Below are 19,500 nucleotides of genomic sequence, written 5' to 3'. Positions count from 1 at the left end.
CGCTTTTTTAAATCTGATTATATTGCCTGTTAACCACCCAAACTAATGCATAAAGACACTAAAAGAAAGACACAGGCCAAATGGTTGCGTAATTTTAGAAAAGTACACAGGATTACGGGAGCTGCATTATTTGTCTTCTTTTTCTTTATTGCCATTAGCGGGCTTCTCTTAGGTTGGAAAAAACATAGTGGCGGAATCATTTTATCTAAATCATATGAGGGAGTGTCCACTAACTTAAAAGATTGGATGCCCGTTGACCAATTACACATCATTGCAAATACTTATCTTTTAGATTCTATATCAGCTGATTTATCTACAGAAATTGACCGAATAGATATAAGAAAAGAAAAAGGGATGGTAAAATTTATTTATACCGACCACATTTGGAGTCTGCAATTGGATGGCACCACAGGTGAAATATTACATGTAGAAAGAAGGTACTCTGATCTTATCGAACAAATACACGATGGTTCTATTTTAGATGATTATTTAGGTACTAGCAATAATCAAATAAAAGTATTTTACACAACGGTTATGGGTGTGGCCCTTCTAGTTTTTACGATTACTGGATTCTGGCTTTGGTATGGACCAAAGAGGATGCGAAGAAATAAAGCTACTGCTTAAAAATTAGCTTTAGCTTTGAAGTCTCAATAATCAATTATTATTATGGCAGACTCAAAGAAGAAAGAGGAATTAGAAAAACCAACTTTACACCCTAGAAACAAACATACCGGTCGTTACGATCTAAAACAATTAAAGCTGGTAAATCCTGAACTAAAGGAGTTTGTTACCAAAAATAAATACGGAAATTTTACTGTTGATTTCTTTAATCCGAAAGCTGTAAAAGCTTTAAATAAAGCATTATTGATATCTCAATACGGATTAGATTTTTGGGATATACCTAATGGTTTTCTTTGTCCGCCAATACCAGGGCGCGCAGATTACATACACCACATTTCTGATATTTTAGCCTCTAGTAATGACGGAGTTTTAGTAAAAGGGGATGCCATAAAATGTTTAGATATTGGGGTAGGAGCTAATTGTGTGTACCCTATCATTGGAAATAACGAATACGGTTGGTCCTTTATTGGTTCAGACATTGACGCAAAGGCAATTGAAGCTGCACAAAAAATTGTAACCTCTAACCCTTCTCTTCACGGTAAAGTAGCATTTAGATTACAGTCAAAACCTGAGCATATTTTTTCTGGAATTTTAAATGAATCCGATAAAGTTGATTTAACGATTTGCAACCCTCCATTTCATGCTACGCAAGCAGAAGCCGAGGCGGGTACTTTACGTAAGTTGAGTAATCTAAAGAAAAAGAGGGTTAAAAAAGCTGAACTGAATTTTAGCGGTCAAGGTGGAGAACTGTGGACAGATGGGGGAGAAAAACGATTTGTTTTAAACATGATCAATGAAAGCACACAATTCTCAAAAAATTCCGCTTGGTTTTCTACATTGGTGTCTAAGCAATCAAATCTACGTTCATTCTACGACCGATTAGAAAAAGTTGGCGTTGTAGAACATAAGACTACACCAATGGGACAGGGAAACAAAATGAGCAGAATAATTGCTTGGACCTTTCTATCACCAACCGAAATGAAAGTATGGGCAGATGAACGTTGGGAAAATAAATAATAGCGTTAATAGATTTAAAATAGCCGTGTTTTAAGCCGTTCTAAATTATTAAAAGACCCGAAGGGTCGATTTTTATTTTTTAAACCCGCAAAATCGTTCTTACAGCAGCAGAAACCGATTTTAAAGTGTCACTAATTCCTTTAGCGTATAATTTAAAGTAGCGCAGAGAGAACAACAATCTATTTATAACAAATTATCTTAATCAAATCTTTGTATCTAAAAATATAGAATAAGACAGTAATAAGTTTTAGGTAAATTTTCAAGGAAATAAGCAATTTTTATTTCCTTGAAAATTAATAATTAACCTAATTTATTTAGGGCTGTTTTTATACGAGAAACACTTTCCTCTTTTCCAATCATTGCCATAATATCGAAAATATGAGGTCCTTTCATATCACCAACTAAGAATAGGCGTAAAGGAGGCATTACTTTTCCAAAAGATAATTCTTTCTCACCAATCCAAGCTTTTACTATACTTTCCGTGTTTTCTGAAGAAAAATCTTCTACAGGTTTTAAGACTGAAATAAGATCGTTCATGATTGAAGCGGTATCTTCTTTCCATTGTTTTTTCGCTGCTTTCTCATTGTATTCAGTAGGAGCAACAAAGAAATAATCGCTCAAATTCCAAAAGTCAGAAACGAAAACTGCACGTTCTTTTATAAGCGTAACCACTTTGGTAACATAATCTAAATTCAGTTTATCATCATCAGAAATGTTCTCCTTTATTGTCGGTAAAAATAACTTAGCCAACTCATTGTCAGCTGTTTCTTGAAGATAATGCTGATTGTACCATTTAGTCTTTTCTGGGTCAAAACGCGCTCCAGATTTATTAACACGATCTAAACTAAAGGTTTCTACCAATTCATCTAAAGAAAATAATTCTTGTTCCGTACCAGGATTCCATCCTAATAAAGCCAAGAAATTTATAACTGCTTCTGGGAAATAACCCGATTCTTTGTACCCAACGGATTCGTTCCAAGAAAGAGGGAAAACCGGAAAGCCCATTTTTTCACCATCTCTCTTACTTAATTTACCCTTTCCAACAGGTTTCATTATCAATGGTAAATGCGCAAATTCTGGAGAATCCCAACCAAAAGCATCATACAATTGTTTGTGTAACGCCATAGATGGCAACCATTCTTCTCCACGAATTACATGGCTAATTTCCATTAAATGATCATCAACAATATTTGCTAAATGGTATGTTGGCATACCGTCACTCTTAAATAAAACCTTATCGTCTAAAACGTTGGTATCAATTTTAATTGATCCACGTATTAAATCTTTTAAGTGTAAAGTTTCATCTGGCGGAGTTAAAAAACGAATAACATAATCATCGCCATTATCTAACTTTGCTTTAACCTCTTCTGGCATTAAAGACAATGAATTATCAAGCTTTAATCTATTATGCCAATTGTAAATAAAGGTTTTACCTTTTTCTTCATGATCTTTTCTGTGCCCATCTAGACTTTCAGAAGTATCAAAAGCATAATATGCATTACCGCTATCAACCAAATCATCTGCATATTTTTTATACAACGATTTACGCTCGCTCTGTCTATACGGACCAAAACCGCCATCTTTACCAATACCTTCATCAAAAGGAATTCCGCACCAATTCAAAGAATCAATAATATACTGCTCGGCACCTTCAACATATCTATTTTGGTCTGTATCTTCTATTCTTAGAATAAAATCTCCACCATGTTTTTTGGCAAATAAATAATTAAATAGGGCAGTGCGCACACCACCAATATGTAAAGGCCCAGTAGGACTAGGGGCAAAACGAACACGAACTTTCTTTGTCATTTGGCAAAGGTATAAAAAACACCTTTAGCCATATATCTACGGTCCATTAATTAATTTCTGAAAATCAAAAATATTTACAAATTCCCTTTACAACTCTAGTATTCAATAATCTAGTACAGATTAGAATTAAAAAAGAATATTTGACCCCAAAAACCAAGTGAAAATTCTAGATAAAAACGACATGAAATATCTGATTTATAAAATTGTAAAAACATATACGATTACAATTTGTTCAACGTTAATTAAAAATCTTAAACCAAGAAAAATGAAATACTATTTGAACTTCCTTTATGTGTTTTAAATTCTATTAGTTACAGGCTGTAGCTCAGATTCTACTGACGATTCTATGACTGAGGTAGATAACACAAACGATGAAATTACGCTACTTCTTTAGAAATTGAGTTTCAAGACATATCACAAACTAGTGCTAAAATTATGTGGACAAAAGTTACCGCATCTAATAATAGTACTGTAAGTTACAGTTTGTTTCTAGATGATGAATTACTAGCAGAAATTCTTAGCGAAATAGAATACAATGTTGAGGAATTAGAAATTATCCTGTAAAGGTGGTTACAACCGCTGAAGATGCAGAAGACAGTATAAATACATCGGAGCTTCATACTTTGGGTACGCCACCATCTGCTTTTCCTATTACCTATGATTTTATTACTTATGACGTAGTTGGTATTGACTGGCAAACACCTACTATTGAAGATGGTTCTGATGATTATTACAAACTTTTTACAGACGGTGAATATCATAAGACCTACGGTTCTTACACAACAGAAACCACAGGTTTTACAATCCTGAGGGCGAAGAACACTCTATTAAAGTTATAGCTATTAGCTATAGCGGGGCAGAAACAGAATAAGAAATTACATTTTTTCAAGAGCCATTTCCGTTACCAACAGATTTTGAAAGAAATACTGACTATGAAGTCATAGTTACCGCAAGAGCACAAAATACTTATAAAACCAAAGAATCTACAGCTTCCTTCACTACCACTAACGATTACCCAGTACATCCAGATATAACAGTATTGGAGGCAAAATTAATTACACCGGACAGTCAGTATTTTCCAGGGCAATTAAACGTTACTTTCTCAGAAGAATTAGTCAATTTTGATATTGACAAATGGGTTGCGGTAAATTATGAAATAACTAACTACAGTATTTATAATTCTTCAGTATCAAGTAGCGTTCTAAGTGAAGAAAACTACAACGCAATAGCTGCTAATAAAACAGGTTACTTTCTTATTGAAGATAATGGTGTAGTTAACCAACTTAATTATGAAGTTATTTTGGAAACTAATTAGAATTATCAAGTATTATTTTCTACAAAAGGTGCTATGTATATTTAATATATATCGCACCTTTTTCTTATAAACAGTTAATGATTAGAAATTCCTTTTAACAAATAATTCCTACTAATCAGTCTTTTAATCCGTTATCTTGGTATAAAAAACGCAATTGCAAGACTATAAGCACATTTTAGACCGGTTAAATCAGTTCATTCAAAAGCATTATTCTCAAGTACTTTTAAAAGGAGTATTATTGTTTTTTGCATTTGGATTGTTGTTTTTTCTGATAATATTAGGCATAGAGTACTACCTATGGTTAAATACAACAGGCCGATTGGTATTATTTGCCATTTTTATAGGTGTCGAACTCTTTTTACTCTTTAAATATATACTTACTCCTATTTTTTATCTTCTAAAATTAAAAAAGGGAATTGGTCCAAAAGATGCCGCTACAATTATAGGCAAGCACTTCCCAGAAGTAGGAGATAAGCTTAAAAATTTATTAGACCTAGCCGAAAATCCTCAACAATCAGAACTTTTATTGGCAAGTATTGCTCAACGGTCCAAACAAATGGATACCATTCCTTTTTCTAGTGCCATAAATTTTAAGGATTCATTAAAATATTTGAAGTATGCAATTATCCCACTTCTTATTATTGGGGTATTATATATCTCTGGGAATTGGAATAACTTTTTTGGAACCTATGAGCGTGTTGTTAATTATGAAATGGCTTACGAAAAACCTGCACCATTTCAGTTTGAAATTTTAACAAATAACCTAAGCACTTTACAAGACGAATCTTTTACTATTCAAGTTGCTACAAAAGGAAGTGTAAAACCAGAAAATGTATTTATTGTAATTGATGGAAAATCAATTTTATTACAACAACAAAATGGATTTTTTGAGTATACTTTTTCACCGCCACTTACTACCACAAACTTCAATTTCAGTGCAAATGAAGTTACATCAAGAGAATACTCCCTTATAGCATTAGAAACTCCTTCTATTGTAGATTTCATTATGGATTTAACATATCCTTCCTATTTAAAAAAGAAAAACGAAACTATAAAAAGCACCGGAAACGCAGTAATACCAGAAGGGACAAAAATTACTTGGAAAATATTAGGAGAAAATACCGATAAGATTAATCTAGTAACCAATGACACTATAATTCCATTTAATAAGGATGAAAACACGTTTTCAATTGAAAAACGTGTATACAATAACCTTAATTATGAATTAACCACCACCAACCAAAACGCACAAGATTATGAGCGACTATCTTATGATTTTAAAGTTATTAAAGATAGCTATCCTACAATTAAAGTGAATCAGGTTTTGGATTCTATAAATCCGAATGTATCATACTATATAGGAAGTGCAACTGATGATTACGGATTAACTAATATAGATGTAATTTATTTTGAGGTTGGAAATGAAAACGAGTCAAAATCAATTAGTCTTACCAAACCAAATAATAACTACCAACAATTTTATTACACCTTTCCATCTGGGTTAGAAATAGAAGCCGGAAAAAATTACGATTTCTATTTTCAAGTAACTGACAATGATGCAATACATAATGGTAAGAAAACAAAAAGTCAAATATACCAACGAGTATTGCTGGATGAAAATCAACTTAAAAACAACGAACTTGAGTCTCAACAATCATTAATTAAAGATTTAGATAATTCTCTAGAACGTTCTAAAGAACAAAAAGAATCTTTGAAAGAAATTAACCAAAATCAGAAAGAAAAAACCAGTCTAAATTTTAATGATAAAACTCAAATAAAAGACTACTTAAAAAAGCAAGAGCGTCAAGAAGAACAGATGCAAAAATTTAGTCGGGAATTAAAAGAAAATCTAAATAATGAAAATAAGGATAACAAATTAAACCAATTGTTACAAGAGCGATTAGAACGTCAAGAACAAGAAGCCAAAAAGAATCAAAAACTTCTAGAAGAATTAAATAAAGTTGCTGATAAAATCAAAAAGGAAGATTTAACTAAACGCCTAGAAGAACTGGGAAAGAAGCAACAAAATAGTGAAAGAAGTTTAGAGCAATTATTAGAATTGACCAAACGGTATTATGTTACTGAAAAAGCTTCGCAATTAGCAAGAGATTTAGAAGAGATTGCTAAGAAGGAAGAAGAATTATCTAAAAAAAATAAAGAAGAAAATACTCCTGAAAAACAAGAAAAATTAAATGATGAATTTCAAAAGATTTCAGAAGAATTGAATGACCTAAAAAGAGACAATGAAAAGCTAAAAAATCCGATTGATCTAAAATTAGATAATGCTAAGAAAGAAGCAGTAAAGGAAGACCTAAACGATGCGCTTAAACAACTAGAAAAAGAAAAAGATTCTGAAGAATCATCAGAATCCAAATCAAAATCTGACGCGAGTAAAAAACAAAAATCTGCTGCGGATAAAATGAAGGAAATGAGTGAACAATTAGGAGAATCCTCTTCTGGAGGTGGAGGTGGTTCATCTGTTGCCGAAGATGCAGAAATGCTTCGACAAATTCTTGATAACCTTATCATATTTTCATTTAAACAAGAGACGCTCTTTGATAAACTTACTGCACGAGAAGACCAAGATGCTACTCAATATTCAGAAACAGTTCGTGACCAAAATGAATTAAGGGGTCTTTTTGAACATGTAGATGACAGCCTTTTCGCGCTATCACTTAGACAGGCAGAACTTTCTGAATTTGTGAACGAGCAAATTACTGAAGTCTATTACAATATCGATAAATCATTAGAAACAATGGCCGATGGACAGATGTTTCAAGGGATATCCCATCAAAAATATGTTCTAACAGCTGCAAATAGTCTTGCGGATTTCCTAGCAGGAGTTATGGATAATATGCAAGAAAGTATGCAAATGGGAAAAGGTTCTGGACAAAGCGAAGGTGGATTTCAATTACCAGATATTATAAAAGGTCAACAGGAATTGGGAGAAAAAATGGGTCAGCAAGGTGATTCCGGAAAAGAAGGCAAGGAAGGAAAACAGGGTGAAGGAAAACAGGGTGAAAATGGGGAGAAAGGAGATGGTGGAAAACAAGGCGCTAATGGAAAGAGCGGGCAAGGAACTGGCGAGGGAAAAAATGAAGGTGAAAATGGAGGAAAGGGAAATGGAAAAGCCGGCAAAGATGGAAAAGGTGGAAATGATGGGAAAGGAAATGGACAAAACGGTATAAATGGTGGGGAGGGACAAGGTTCAATAAGTGAAGCTGAGTTAAAAGAAATTTACGAAATCTACCAAAGTCAACAAAAAATCAGACAAGAATTAGAAAATCAATTAAAAAATATGATTAATAGCGGTGATCAAAAACTTGGTCAAAAGCTTATTAAACAAATGGAAGATTTTGAGAACGACTTGCTAGAAAACGGAATTACACAACGTACTATCAACAAAGTCAACACTATACAATACGAATTATTAAAATTAGAAAACGCAGCTTTAAAACAAGGGGAGAAATCTGAAAGAGAAAGTAGTAGAAATACTAAAGATTTCACAAACCCCATTACTACTAAACCCTCATTATTAGATAATTATCATAATGAAGTTGAAATTTTAAATAGGCAAAGCTTACCTTTGCGGCAAAATTTTCAAACAAAGGTTAAAGAGTATTTTAAAGCAAATGATTAATTATAATTACCTAAGCGATTTTAAATTAGATGTAGAGGAGAAATTCAATTTATGGATAACAGCATCTTGCCAAACGGAAGGATATAAAATTCAAGAATTGAATTACATTTTTTGCGACGATGATTATCTACTTAAAATCAACCAAGATTACCTACAACACGATTATTTAACCGACATTATTACGTTTGACTATGTATCTGGAAAAAATATTTCTGGAGACTTATACATTTCCATTGATCGAGTTAAAGAGAACGCAACAGAATTTAATGTAACTTTTGAGAACGAATTAAAGCGCGTAATGATCCATGGGGTTTTACATCTTATGGGTTATTCGGATAAATCGGATACAGCTACTACCGAAATGCGCGCTAAAGAAGAAGAAAAAATAAAGCTGTTCCACGTGGAACAATAGAAGATATGTTTGAAGAAGAATATGATGTAATTGTAGTTGGCGGAGGACACGCCGGTGCAGAAGCGGCAGCAGCAGCTGCAAACTTGGGTTCAAAAACCTTATTAGTAACCATGAATCTGCAAAATATTGGACAGATGTCATGTAACCCAGCCATGGGAGGAATTGCTAAAGGGCAAATTGTTAGAGAGATTGACGCTCTAGGAGGTTATAGCGGAATTGTATCAGACAAATCTGCTATACAATTTAAGATGCTTAACAAATCTAAGGGTCCTGCAATGTGGAGTCCAAGAACCCAAAATGACAGAATGCGATTTGCAGAAGAATGGCGTTTAATGTTAGAAAGAACGGAAAACGTAGATTTTTATCAGGAAATGGTATCTGGATTGTTAATAGAAAACAATAAAGTTGTTGGAGTTAAAACATCCTTAGGAATAAATATAAAATCAAAATCTGTTGTTTTAACTAACGGAACATTCCTAAATGGATTGATACATATTGGTGAAAAACAATTTGGTGGAGGTAGAGCAGGTGAAAGAGCAGCTACAGGAATAACCGAACAACTAGTTGAATTAGGATTTGAAAGTGGGAGAATGAAAACCGGCACACCACCAAGAGTGGATGGTAGATCCTTAGATTATTCTAAAATGATTGTACAACCAGGAGATGTTATCCCTGAAAAATTTTCTTATACCAAAACAAAACCATTAACTCATCAACGAGATTGTTACATGACACATACCAGTGCCATGGTACATGATTTATTGAGAGAAGGATTTGATAGATCACCAATGTTCAATGGGAGAATTAAAAGTTTAGGACCAAGGTATTGTCCATCCATAGAAGATAAAATAAACAGATTCGCAGATAAAGACAGTCACCAAATGTTTATTGAACCAGAAGGTTGGGAAACTGTAGAAGTCTATGTGAACGGATTTTCAACTTCTTTACCAGAAGATGTACAGTTTAAAGCATTAAGATCTGTTGTTGGTTTTGAAAACGTAAAATTCTTTAGACCAGGTTATGCAATAGAATATGATTACTTTCCACCAACTCAGTTGAAACATACCTTAGAAACTAAGCTAGTTGAAAATTTATATTTCGCTGGTCAAATTAATGGAACTACAGGTTACGAAGAAGCAGCTTCTCAAGGTTTAATGGCTGGGATAAATGCACATTTAAAACTGCAAGAAAAAGATGCTTTAATATTAAAAAGAGATGAAGCCTACATTGGTGTTCTTATAGATGACCTAATTACCAAAGGCACAGAAGAACCATATAGAATGTTTACTTCTAGGGCAGAATATAGAACATTGTTAAGACAAGATAATGCCGATTTAAGATTAACACCATTAAGTCATTCTATAGGTTTAGCCACAGATACTCGCATGAAAAGGATGGAAGAAAAATTAGAGCAATCTGAAGCATTAGTTAACTTCTTTAGAGAAACTAGTGTACTTCCTAAAGATATTAATCCCATTTTTGAAAGCGTTGATTCTTCTTTAGTAAAACAATCTGATAAAATGTACAAAGCATTTTCAAGACCTAACGTTACCATGGACCACATGTTGCAACTAGAAGATGTTTCGAACTTTGTAAAAGAAAACAATTTTGATAGCGAAATATTAGAACAAGCAGAAGTACAAATTAAATACTCAGGATATATAGCAAAGGAAAAAGTAAATGCAGACAAGCTACATAGACTAGAAGCTGTAAAGATTCCAGTCAATTTTGATTACTCAAAATTGAAATCTTTGTCATTTGAGGCAAGAGAAAAAATGACAAAAATTCAACCTGTTACAATTTCACAAGCATCAAGAATTAGCGGAGTTACACCAAGCGACATCAGTGTTCTTTTAGTATATCTCGGAAGGTAGGACAAATTGTTCCACGTGGAACATTGAAAATTTAATCAATATCAAATACATCAACCAAGCCAAATATGCTTGATAAAAAAATAAAATTCAAAACAAAAGACTATTTAGTAAGCCAGGAATATTTCAATCTAATTTTTGATAAAGAATCCGACATGCTAATAACTGAACCACAACCAGAAAATATAGAAAAATATTACGACCCTAAAAACTATATTTCTCATTCAGATGATAAAAATAGTGTTATAGAAAAAGTATATCAACAAGTAAAAAAAATAACATTAAACGAAAAGGTAAAACTAATCGACCAATATTCATTAGATGAGAAAAGCCTTTTAGATATTGGATGTGGTACAGGTGAATTCTTAGCTTATGCGAAAAATAAAAATTGGAATACTGTTGGGGTAGAGGTTAATCAGAATGCAAGAAATAAAGCATCAAATAAAAACCTTAAAATATATAAGAGCTTAGAAGATTTACCAAACAGACAATTTAATATAATAAGTTTATGGCATGTACTAGAACACCTGCCTAATTTAAACGAAAAAATATCTCTTATTAAAACAAAGTTAGATGACAATGGAATTTTAATTATAGCGGTACCAAATTATAAATCCTATGATGCAAAACATTATAAAGAATTTTGGGCAGCATATGATACGCCTAGACATTTATGGCACTTCTCACAAGATGCAATTAAAATACTATTTGAGAAACATAATTTCAAAGTAACTAAAACACTACCTATGTATTTTGATTCTTTTTATGTTTCTCTTTTATCCGAGAAATACAAAAATGGAAAGTCAAACTATCTAAAAGCATTTTACAGAGGTTTGATATCAAATATTAAGGCAAAATCAAATGGTGAGTATTCTTCTCTTATATACATCCTTAAAAAGAAGTAAAAAGCCATTTTAAAACGATTTAAGGAGATTTGAATCCATTATCATACTCTTAATCATAAATTTTATAAAAAGCTATTAAATACAACTTAAAATAGCTACTTAAAATAAGATTTATTTATTATAATAATATTTAATATAAGAATATCTTATTTAATCAAAAATCACATTACTATTATCAATTTTAAAACAATTACATTCTAAAACCTTTATTACTTTTGCAACTCACAAAAATAAAAAAATGAAAAACCTAATTGTAATTTTAGCTATTGCATTATTAGCTTCTTGTCAACAAGAAAAAATTGGTTACGTAGATAACGTAAAATTGATGGATGAATATCAACAAAAAATTGATGTTGAATCTAAATTCAAAGTAAAGGCAGATGCCTTAGCTAAAACCCGAGATAGTATATCTCAAGCTTTTCAAATGGAAGCGCAAGCATTCCAAACAAAAGCACAATCTATGTCTCAATCAAAAGCTCAAGAGGAATATGCCGCTATGCAACAGAAAGGACAAATTATTGGTCAACAACTTCAACAGCAAGACCAACAATTACAAATGGAAGGTCAAACTGAAATGGACAGCATAGTTTCTAAAGTAAAAGAAGAAATTAAAGCTTACGGAAAATCTAATGGATACTCTTATATTTTAGGTGGAGGAGATGGTGGTAGTGTACTGTACGGTACAGAGGACAATGACCTTACAGCTGATATTGTTAAGCTTCTTAACGATAAATACAAGAAATAATAAAAACTTATATAGAATAAAAAAAGCCGGTTAATAGCCGGCTTTTTTTATTCTATAATATTGGTTTCAAATCTTTCCAACTCATGTTCAATATTAAACTTATTCTTAGGTAAAAAACCTTTAACGACAAGAACTAGTCCACATATAATAAGGATGATACCTATAATTTTTTTAACTAATAATATCCTAGCAGGAGTTAACTTACGCTTTAATTGCTTTGCTAAGAGTATTTTGAAAATGTCAGTTACAAAATAGGATAGGAGTACCGTGGAGAAAAAAGTAAAGAAACGATTGGGTTCATTATCTAAACTGGGACCAACAATAATAATTATACCTAACCAAAATACTAATACTCCAATATTAATAAAGTTCAGCAAAAAACCTTTTATAAAAAGACTAAAAAAATCTGATTTTCTAATTTTTTTAGACTCCACCGGTATAACCTTTTTATCAACTTTAAAAAAAGTAAAAAGTCCGTAAATCAAAAGAATAACACCACCAAAAACATATAAACCCGGTTGGTTACTTAAGTTTTCTAGAAGTTGAAAACTACTAAAATAAGCAACTAATATAAAGAGAATATCAGCTAATAAAACACCTAAATCAAAAGTTATAGCAGCTCTAAATCCTTTAACAGCACTTGTTTGTAAAAGAACAAAGAATACAGGACCTACCATAAAACTTAAGAAAAAACCTAAGGGAATTGCTGCCTGTATATCTTCTAACATTTACTATTACATTCTTTTAATTGTACCACCAAAAACTGTTTTTTCTTCTAACTTTTTTGGATTACCAAATACTAATACCTCACCACCAGCTTTAACCGTAGCCTTCACATAATCCCTAGCATTAATCTCCGCCCGTGATCCTGCATTTACATTGATAGTTGAAAAATTCGTTTCAAAATTTTTACCTTCATAAACACCACCAGTGTTTATTTGAACATCTTGTAGATTAGAAGTACCAGTAGTTCTTATTATTCCACCAGAAACGGACTTTATTAACATCTGTTCAACATTGGCACTAACTATTAATTCTCCACCTTCTTGAGCTTTTAACTCTAATACATCTTGTTGAATTAAATCTTCAGTTACAATTCTAGCATCTTCATTGACATCTATCACCAAAATATCGCCAGCATAATATAAATCTACAAAGGTTTTATATCCACTAAAGATTTTACCGATTTGCATTCGGATTTTTAAAACACCTTCGTTATTAACGATAGCTACCTTATCAGTATTTTCACCTGATATGATTACTTTATTTTCTGTAGACTTTATTAAGTTAATGGATAACCCATCAAATCCTTTCAATTCTTTAAAAGGTTCTAAACTTTGGGTAATCTTATTATCCTGGCCAGTAACCAAAAGACATCCTAAGAGAAACATTATTACTAAAACTTGTTTCATTCTTTTACGTGTAATTTTTGTAGAAAAACTTTTTTAACAATAGTTTTTCCTATTCAGCCATCATATACCAAAATCTATTCCAAACTATTTATTACTATCCGGAATCAAAGCAAAATCTAAATGCCTTTTAACTAAATCGGTACTCTTAACCATAACAGTTATCTCGTCACCTAAAGTATATTTCTTTTTGGTACGTTCACCAATAATAGCATATTGCTTCTCATCAAAGATATAATAATCTCCTTTTATGTCTCTAATACGAATCATTCCCTCACATTTGTTAGCTATGATTTCCACATAAATTCCCCACTCGGTAACTCCACTAATAACACCACGGAACTCTTCATCTTTATGATCTTGCATGAATTTAATCTGCATGTACTTAATAGAATCTCTCTCTGCGCTAGAAGCCAAGTACTCCATATCTGAAGAATGCTTACATTTCTTTTCAAACTCCTCTGCATTGGCAGAACTACCACCATCTAAATAATGCTGTAATAATCTATGCACCATCACATCTGGATACCTACGAATAGGAGAAGTAAAATGAGTATAATAATCAAAAGCTAAACCATAATGACCAATATTATCAATTGTATAAATAGCTTTACTCATACTACGTATTGTTAGCGTATCTACCATATTCTGTTCTTTTTTGCCTTTTACATCTTGTAGTAATTGGTTTAAAGAAGAACTTATAGATTTCTTATCCTTGAAATCTAATTTATGACCAAATTTAGAGACGATACCATTCAAAGCCATTAATTTATCTGGGTCTGGATCGTCATGAATTCTATAAACAAAAGTCTTTTTAGGTTTTTGTTTTCCAATAAATTCTGCCACTTTTCTATTCGCTAGCAGCATAAACTCCTCTATAAGCTTATTAGCATCTTTAGATTCTTTGAAGTAAACACCTATTGGATTACTGTTTTCATCTAAATTAAAACGTACTTCAACTTTATCAAAGGATAATGCTCCTTGATCCATACGTTTATCTCTCATAATTTTAGCTAATCTATCCATTTCCAAAGTAGCCTCAACAACATCTTTAGAAACTGTATAAGCAGCATCTCTTATAGATATATCTTGCGGTATATCGCCGCTACCGGTCTCAATGATATATTGAGCCTCTTCATAGGCAAAACGTTCGTTAGAATCAATTACAGTTCTACCAAACCATTGATTTCTTATTATTGCATTAGTATCCAGTTCAAAAATGGCCGAAAAGGTATATTTCTCTTCATTAGGTCTTAGTGAACATGCATTATTAGAAAGAACCTCTGGTAACATAGGTACCACACGATCAACTAAATATACAGATGTAGCTCTTTCATAAGCTTCATCATCTAAAATAGTATTCTTTTGTAAGTAATGAGATACATCGGCAATATGAATACCTATCTCATAATTCCCATTTTCTAATTTTTGAAAAGATAATGCATCATCAAAATCCTTGGCATCTTTTGGATCTATAGTAAATGTGAGCACATCACGTACATCTCTACGTTTTTTAATATCTTCCTCTTTTATACTTGTATCTAATCCATCAGCAAAATTCTGAACATCTGCAGGAAAAGAATATGGTAAACCGTATTCAGCCAGAATTGAATGAATTTCAGTATCATGTTCTCCAGGTATACCTAAGACCTCTGTTACTTTACCAAAGGGAGAATCAACATCATCTGGCCAATCTGTAATTTCTACCAGTACTTTTTCACCATCTTTTGCATCACCTAATTTATCTTTAGAAACAAAAATATCGGTATACATTCTAAAGTCAGAAGGTCTTACAAAAGCAAAAGTCTTTTGCATATCAACAATACCAACAAAGGTGGTTTTGTATCTTTCAAGTACTTTAACTATCTCACCTTCAAGTTTTTTACTTTTACTTCTCGGGTAGATATAAACTTCTACTTTATCTTTATGAAAAGCTTTGTTTAATTTATTGGCAGGGATAAATATATCATCATCCATACCATCAACAACAATATAGGCATTTCCTTTACCTGTAACATCTACTGTGCCTTCGTAGTAAGATTTTGTATTTTCTAAAACTTTATACTGACCTCTTTCTACTTCTTGAATTCTTTTTTTCTCTTTAAGCTCCGTTAATCTTTTAATCAGGGTATTTCTATCTTGAGCTTCTGTAATATTAATCTTAGCAGCAATCTGCTTATAGTTGAAACTTTTATTCGGGTCCTTCTCTAGAACGGTAAAAATACCCTTGGTAATTTCGTTCTTTTTATGATTATTCGCCTTCTTATTTCTTTTTGACATTAAACTTTTAATTTATTGGAAAATTACGAATTATAATTCACTACCTGTTAGTCTACTTCTTATTGAAAAGTTAAGTAAATAAGTTGTTATTAACATATATATCATAAATGGCATTTTTTCTTTTAAATTAAATTAAATATTAATGATTATTATAGCTTGTTAATATCTGCAATAACTTATTTGGATATTACTTGACATTATGAGATACTAATACTTGTTGACGATCTATTTTTATAATCTACAATTGAGAATCAGTATTTTGAGAAGTTATTAAACGTGGTTTATAACTGCTATTAACATGAATTTATTAATAACTAAATGTAATTTTAATGTTAACTAGGGTTGTTAATTTGATGAAAATCATCTAACACTTTATAATATTTAAATTCGTGTTAAGTAGATTAAAAGTGTAAGCAGATGTCAACTTTAATAACCAAATTTTTAAGCAACTTTTTCTAAACAATTTATGCAGGAAGTAATCTTGCTTATAACATACTAATTAACAATTATTATTATTTACTAGGTAACTATTGTTGTCAACCCCTCTAATTTTGTTGTGAAACGCTGATTATTGTACCTTTAGCATGGTTTAGTTCCACCCCCACTGGATATAAATCATGAACAATTAACCTTTAAATATTACGCATATGAAAATAGCTATTGGAAACGATCACGCTGGTACAGAATATAAGTTAGCTATTATAGGTCTATTAAAATCTAAACAGGTTGAAGTTATAAATTATGGTACCGATGGCACTAATAGTGTTGATTATCCTGATTTTGCGCACCCCGTTGCATTAGATGTTGAAAGTGGTAACGCAGATTTTGGTATTTTAATCTGTGGTAGTGGTAATGGAGCTTGTATGACCGCAAACAAACAACAAAATGTTAGAGCTGCTTTATGTTGGACAAAAGAGATAACTAAATTAGCTAGAGAACATAATGATGCTAACGTTTTAAGTTTACCAGCTAGATATATAGCACTACCTCAAGCACTTGAAATGGTTTCTACTTTTTTAAATACTTCTTTTGAAGGTGGTAGGCATGAACGCAGAATTGAAAAGATTCCACTACAATAATCTGTTGTTAACATTGTTAATAACCTGAAATTAGATATTTAACTATTTCATTTTTAAATAGTTATTAGTTTATAGATATGAACATAACTGGTTAAATAAACAAATTAATGCTAGATATTAAGATTAAAGAATTTAAAGAATTAGATATTCAAGAGCTTTACAAAGTACTACAATTGCGAAGTGAGATTTTTGTAGTGGAACAAGATTGTGTTTATCAAGATATAGATGGTAAAGATGATAGGGCCCTTCATGTTATAGGACTAAATGATAATGAGGTAGTTGCTTATACACGTATTTTTAAATCGGGTATCTATTTTGATATGGCTAGTATTGGTAGAGTAGCTGTACATAAACAACATAGAAAGTTTGGTTATGGTAAAGTAATTATGGAAGCTTCTATTAAAGCTGTAGAAGAACGTTTTAGTGAAAATGAAATAAAAATTTCAGCTCAAAAATACCTTACCAAATTTTATACTGATTTAGGATTTAATGCAACAGGAGAAGAGTATTTAGAAGACGGTATACCTCATATAGCAATGATCAAAAAATAAAAAAGCCCGCAACTTGCGGGCTTTTTTATAAGTTTTATTGAAATAGAATATTTAAATTTTAATTGGTGTTTTGTTGGTTAGATTAATATCCTCTAACATACTATCTGTAAATTTATAATGGCCCCTGGTAGTAATAATTCTAAATCTGTTAGAGTTCATTCTACTTAAGGTATCTAAAAAGAGCCATTTAGATTTAAGTAATCTCGTTTTAGGAGATTTAAGACTAATATCAAAATAATATTTTCTACCATTTTTAATAGCTACTATGTCTGGTGTAATATTATCCTCTTTTCCTTTTCTAGAATAAGATTTAGGAGTTTCGTAACCCTCCATATCAGCTTTTATATTCTCGAACCCAGTGGCTTCTAGATGTTGAATTGATTTTTCTAAAAATTCTATATTTTCTGACTTTTCTACTTTTACCATACCTAATAAAATAACAAAAAAAAGGACAATTCCTAATTTTAAACGTTGATTAACAATATGTTGTGGTTAATAATTAAAAAGAAGTACGTTTTTTTAAAAAACAAGTATATCCTAAAAAATAAGAAAAGTAAGAAGATTAACTAGGTTGTTTTAATTTTTTCGGCAAGGGTTTCACCAATTTTTTTTACAACACCAACTACTAGTGCATTACCCATAAAAAATGCTCTTTTTGTATTTGAAATACCATCTAGTAATGTGTGATTATCAGGGAACATATTTAAGCGTTCCAATTCAACAGGTGTTAATCTGCGCAGTCCTTTTTTAGTATTGATAACGTGTTTAAATCTTGATGCGCTTTTACCACCTTCCCCTGTAATAATTGTTCTTGAAGCATTGTCTAGAGCATCAGGAAAAATCATATTACCTTCATTATAATGATAAGCAAAACCAGATTTAGAAGTTCGGGTTTCTTTTTTTGATCCTTTTAAATAATACCATTTATCATGTTCTTCTTCAGGAATGTAGAATTCTTCAGGTATACGACCTTTTTGTAAAACATCAGCTAAAACTGTTCTTTTACCAATATAACTAGCCGTAGTTTTAGTGGTGTATACTTTTCCTTTAATGAATACGCCGGTATTTTGAAAGGGAGATAATTTTTCACCCAAATTAAAATTTTCAGATAGCGATACTAAGTTATCGGTGATATCGAAAGAAGTCATTTTTAAAGAAGTGCTTGTTATCGGAAAAGCGGTTGCTATAGTTCCCTTTTCAAAAATCCACTCTTTGGCTGTAGCTTTTTTAAATTGTTTATAAAGCGGAGTAGATTTATGGTATCCTAAGAAAAAAATACGTCTTCTTCTTTGCGGCATTCCGTAATCTGCAGCATTAATAACCCGCCATTCTACTGCATAACCTAAGTCATCTAAACTTTTAAGCATTATGGCAAAATCTCTCCCGCGTTGATTAGAAGGAGATTTTAGTAATCGATCTACATTTTCAAGAAATAGGTAATTTGGTGGGTTCTTTTTTTCCGATAAAATTCTATGAATACTCCACCATAAAACCCCTTTTTTACCAATAAGACCTTTAGAATTATTTAGTGTTGATGCAACCGAGTAATCTTGGCAGGGAAAACCACCAACTAGAATATCTGCATCGGCAATATCCTTGGTAGGCACTTCAGAAATATCTTTATTGCGATGGTTTTGGGGTCCAAATCTAGCTTCATAAACCTTTGAGGCATGCTGTATTTTAGTACTGGGTTCCCATTGATTGCTCCAAACTACCTCATAGCTATCAGTATCCTCCAATCCTAAGCGAAATCCACCAACACCTGCAAAAAGCTCTATGACCTTTAGTTTCTTCATTTGCGATAAAATTACATAATTTCACATGGTAAATACTACTAGAAATTATT

General features: G+C 31.8%; 18 protein-coding genes. 12 read left to right on the top strand and 6 right to left on the bottom strand.

The window, feature by feature from the left end; genetic code table 11:
* The first annotated feature begins 45 nt into the window (after positions 1 to 45).
* Entirely contained in the window at positions 46 to 624 is a 579-nt protein-coding gene (locus BM296_RS03690; protein ID WP_091901535.1) for a PepSY-associated transmembrane domain-containing protein, read from the top strand.
* Positions 625 to 666: 42 nt separating this feature from the next.
* Positions 667 to 1,638, top strand: a complete 972-nt coding sequence (gene rlmF / locus BM296_RS03685; RefSeq protein ID WP_091901533.1) for a 23S rRNA (adenine(1618)-N(6))-methyltransferase RlmF — start codon at positions 667 to 669, stop codon at positions 1,636 to 1,638.
* Between the two features lie 300 nt (positions 1,639 to 1,938).
* Here the strand turns inward: rlmF and gltX are convergent, their stop codons facing one another.
* Entirely contained in the window at positions 1,939 to 3,447 is a 1,509-nt protein-coding gene (gltX, locus tag BM296_RS03680; protein WP_091901531.1) for a glutamate--tRNA ligase, read from the bottom strand.
* Between the two features lie 435 nt (positions 3,448 to 3,882).
* On the opposite strand from gltX, the gene BM296_RS19685 reads away from it, so the two are divergent.
* The 8 genes from BM296_RS19685 (at position 3,883) to BM296_RS03645 (ending at position 12,335) form a co-directional block, all read left to right on the top strand.
* Positions 3,883 to 4,011, top strand: a complete 129-nt coding sequence (locus BM296_RS19685; RefSeq protein WP_262493889.1) for a hypothetical protein — start codon at positions 3,883 to 3,885, stop codon at positions 4,009 to 4,011.
* Positions 4,012 to 4,013: 2 nt separating this feature from the next.
* On the top strand, positions 4,014 to 4,286 hold the full coding sequence (locus BM296_RS03675) for a hypothetical protein (protein WP_091901530.1): 273 nt from the start codon (positions 4,014 to 4,016) through the stop codon (positions 4,284 to 4,286).
* 200 nt (positions 4,287 to 4,486) lie between these two features.
* On the top strand, positions 4,487 to 4,762 hold the full coding sequence (locus tag BM296_RS03670) for a hypothetical protein (RefSeq protein ID WP_091901528.1): 276 nt from the start codon (positions 4,487 to 4,489) through the stop codon (positions 4,760 to 4,762).
* Between the two features lie 154 nt (positions 4,763 to 4,916).
* Entirely contained in the window at positions 4,917 to 8,402 is a 3,486-nt protein-coding gene (locus BM296_RS03665; protein WP_091901525.1) for a DUF4175 family protein, read from the top strand.
* Positions 8,395 to 8,814: an rRNA maturation RNase YbeY gene (gene ybeY, locus BM296_RS03660; protein WP_091901523.1), complete on the top strand. Its 420-nt coding sequence runs from the start codon at positions 8,395 to 8,397 to the stop codon at positions 8,812 to 8,814. Before BM296_RS03665 ends, ybeY begins: the two co-directional genes overlap by 8 nt.
* A 5-nt stretch (positions 8,815 to 8,819) precedes the next feature.
* Positions 8,820 to 10,688, top strand: a complete 1,869-nt coding sequence (gene mnmG, locus BM296_RS03655) for a tRNA uridine-5-carboxymethylaminomethyl(34) synthesis enzyme MnmG (RefSeq protein ID WP_091901521.1) — start codon at positions 8,820 to 8,822, stop codon at positions 10,686 to 10,688.
* A gap of 65 nt (positions 10,689 to 10,753) precedes the next feature.
* Positions 10,754 to 11,590: a class I SAM-dependent methyltransferase gene (locus BM296_RS03650; protein ID WP_091901519.1), complete on the top strand. Its 837-nt coding sequence runs from the start codon at positions 10,754 to 10,756 to the stop codon at positions 11,588 to 11,590.
* A gap of 238 nt (positions 11,591 to 11,828) precedes the next feature.
* A complete protein-coding gene (locus BM296_RS03645; RefSeq protein ID WP_091901517.1) occupies positions 11,829 to 12,335 on the top strand; it encodes an OmpH/Skp family outer membrane protein in 507 nt (168 codons plus the stop codon).
* A gap of 47 nt (positions 12,336 to 12,382) precedes the next feature.
* Here BM296_RS03645 and BM296_RS03640 read toward each other — a convergent pair whose 3' ends face one another.
* The 3 genes from BM296_RS03640 to rnr form a co-directional block, all read right to left on the bottom strand.
* Complete coding sequence (locus tag BM296_RS03640; RefSeq protein WP_091901515.1) at positions 12,383 to 13,063, bottom strand: LysE family translocator; 681 nt, start codon at positions 13,061 to 13,063, stop codon at positions 12,383 to 12,385.
* 6 nt (positions 13,064 to 13,069) lie between these two features.
* Entirely contained in the window at positions 13,070 to 13,747 is a 678-nt protein-coding gene (locus tag BM296_RS03635) for a head GIN domain-containing protein (RefSeq protein WP_091901513.1), read from the bottom strand.
* 84 nt (positions 13,748 to 13,831) lie between these two features.
* A complete protein-coding gene (rnr, locus tag BM296_RS03630) occupies positions 13,832 to 16,024 on the bottom strand; it encodes a ribonuclease R (RefSeq protein WP_091901511.1) in 2,193 nt (730 codons plus the stop codon).
* Between the two features lie 647 nt (positions 16,025 to 16,671).
* Between rnr and rpiB the strand changes: the two genes are divergently transcribed.
* Both rpiB and BM296_RS03620 read left to right on the top strand, forming a co-directional pair.
* A complete protein-coding gene (gene rpiB / locus BM296_RS03625) occupies positions 16,672 to 17,103 on the top strand; it encodes a ribose 5-phosphate isomerase B (protein ID WP_027065520.1) in 432 nt (143 codons plus the stop codon).
* A 107-nt stretch (positions 17,104 to 17,210) separates the two neighbouring features.
* A complete protein-coding gene (locus BM296_RS03620; RefSeq protein ID WP_027065521.1) occupies positions 17,211 to 17,654 on the top strand; it encodes a GNAT family N-acetyltransferase in 444 nt (147 codons plus the stop codon).
* 51 nt (positions 17,655 to 17,705) lie between these two features.
* Here BM296_RS03620 and BM296_RS03615 read toward each other — a convergent pair whose 3' ends face one another.
* Both BM296_RS03615 and dcm read right to left on the bottom strand, forming a co-directional pair.
* On the bottom strand, positions 17,706 to 18,080 hold the full coding sequence (locus tag BM296_RS03615) for a hypothetical protein (protein ID WP_027065522.1): 375 nt from the start codon (positions 18,078 to 18,080) through the stop codon (positions 17,706 to 17,708).
* A 140-nt stretch (positions 18,081 to 18,220) separates the two neighbouring features.
* Complete coding sequence (dcm, locus tag BM296_RS03610) at positions 18,221 to 19,450, bottom strand: DNA (cytosine-5-)-methyltransferase (RefSeq protein WP_091901509.1); 1,230 nt, start codon at positions 19,448 to 19,450, stop codon at positions 18,221 to 18,223.
* Positions 19,451 to 19,500: the final 50 nt, after the last annotated feature.

Source organism: Maribacter stanieri, from assembly GCF_900112245.1.
GTDB classification, from domain to species: domain Bacteria; phylum Bacteroidota; class Bacteroidia; order Flavobacteriales; family Flavobacteriaceae; genus Maribacter; species Maribacter stanieri.
Note: the sequence above shows the minus strand (reverse complement) of the source record. Positions and strands in the feature narration are given on the sequence as shown.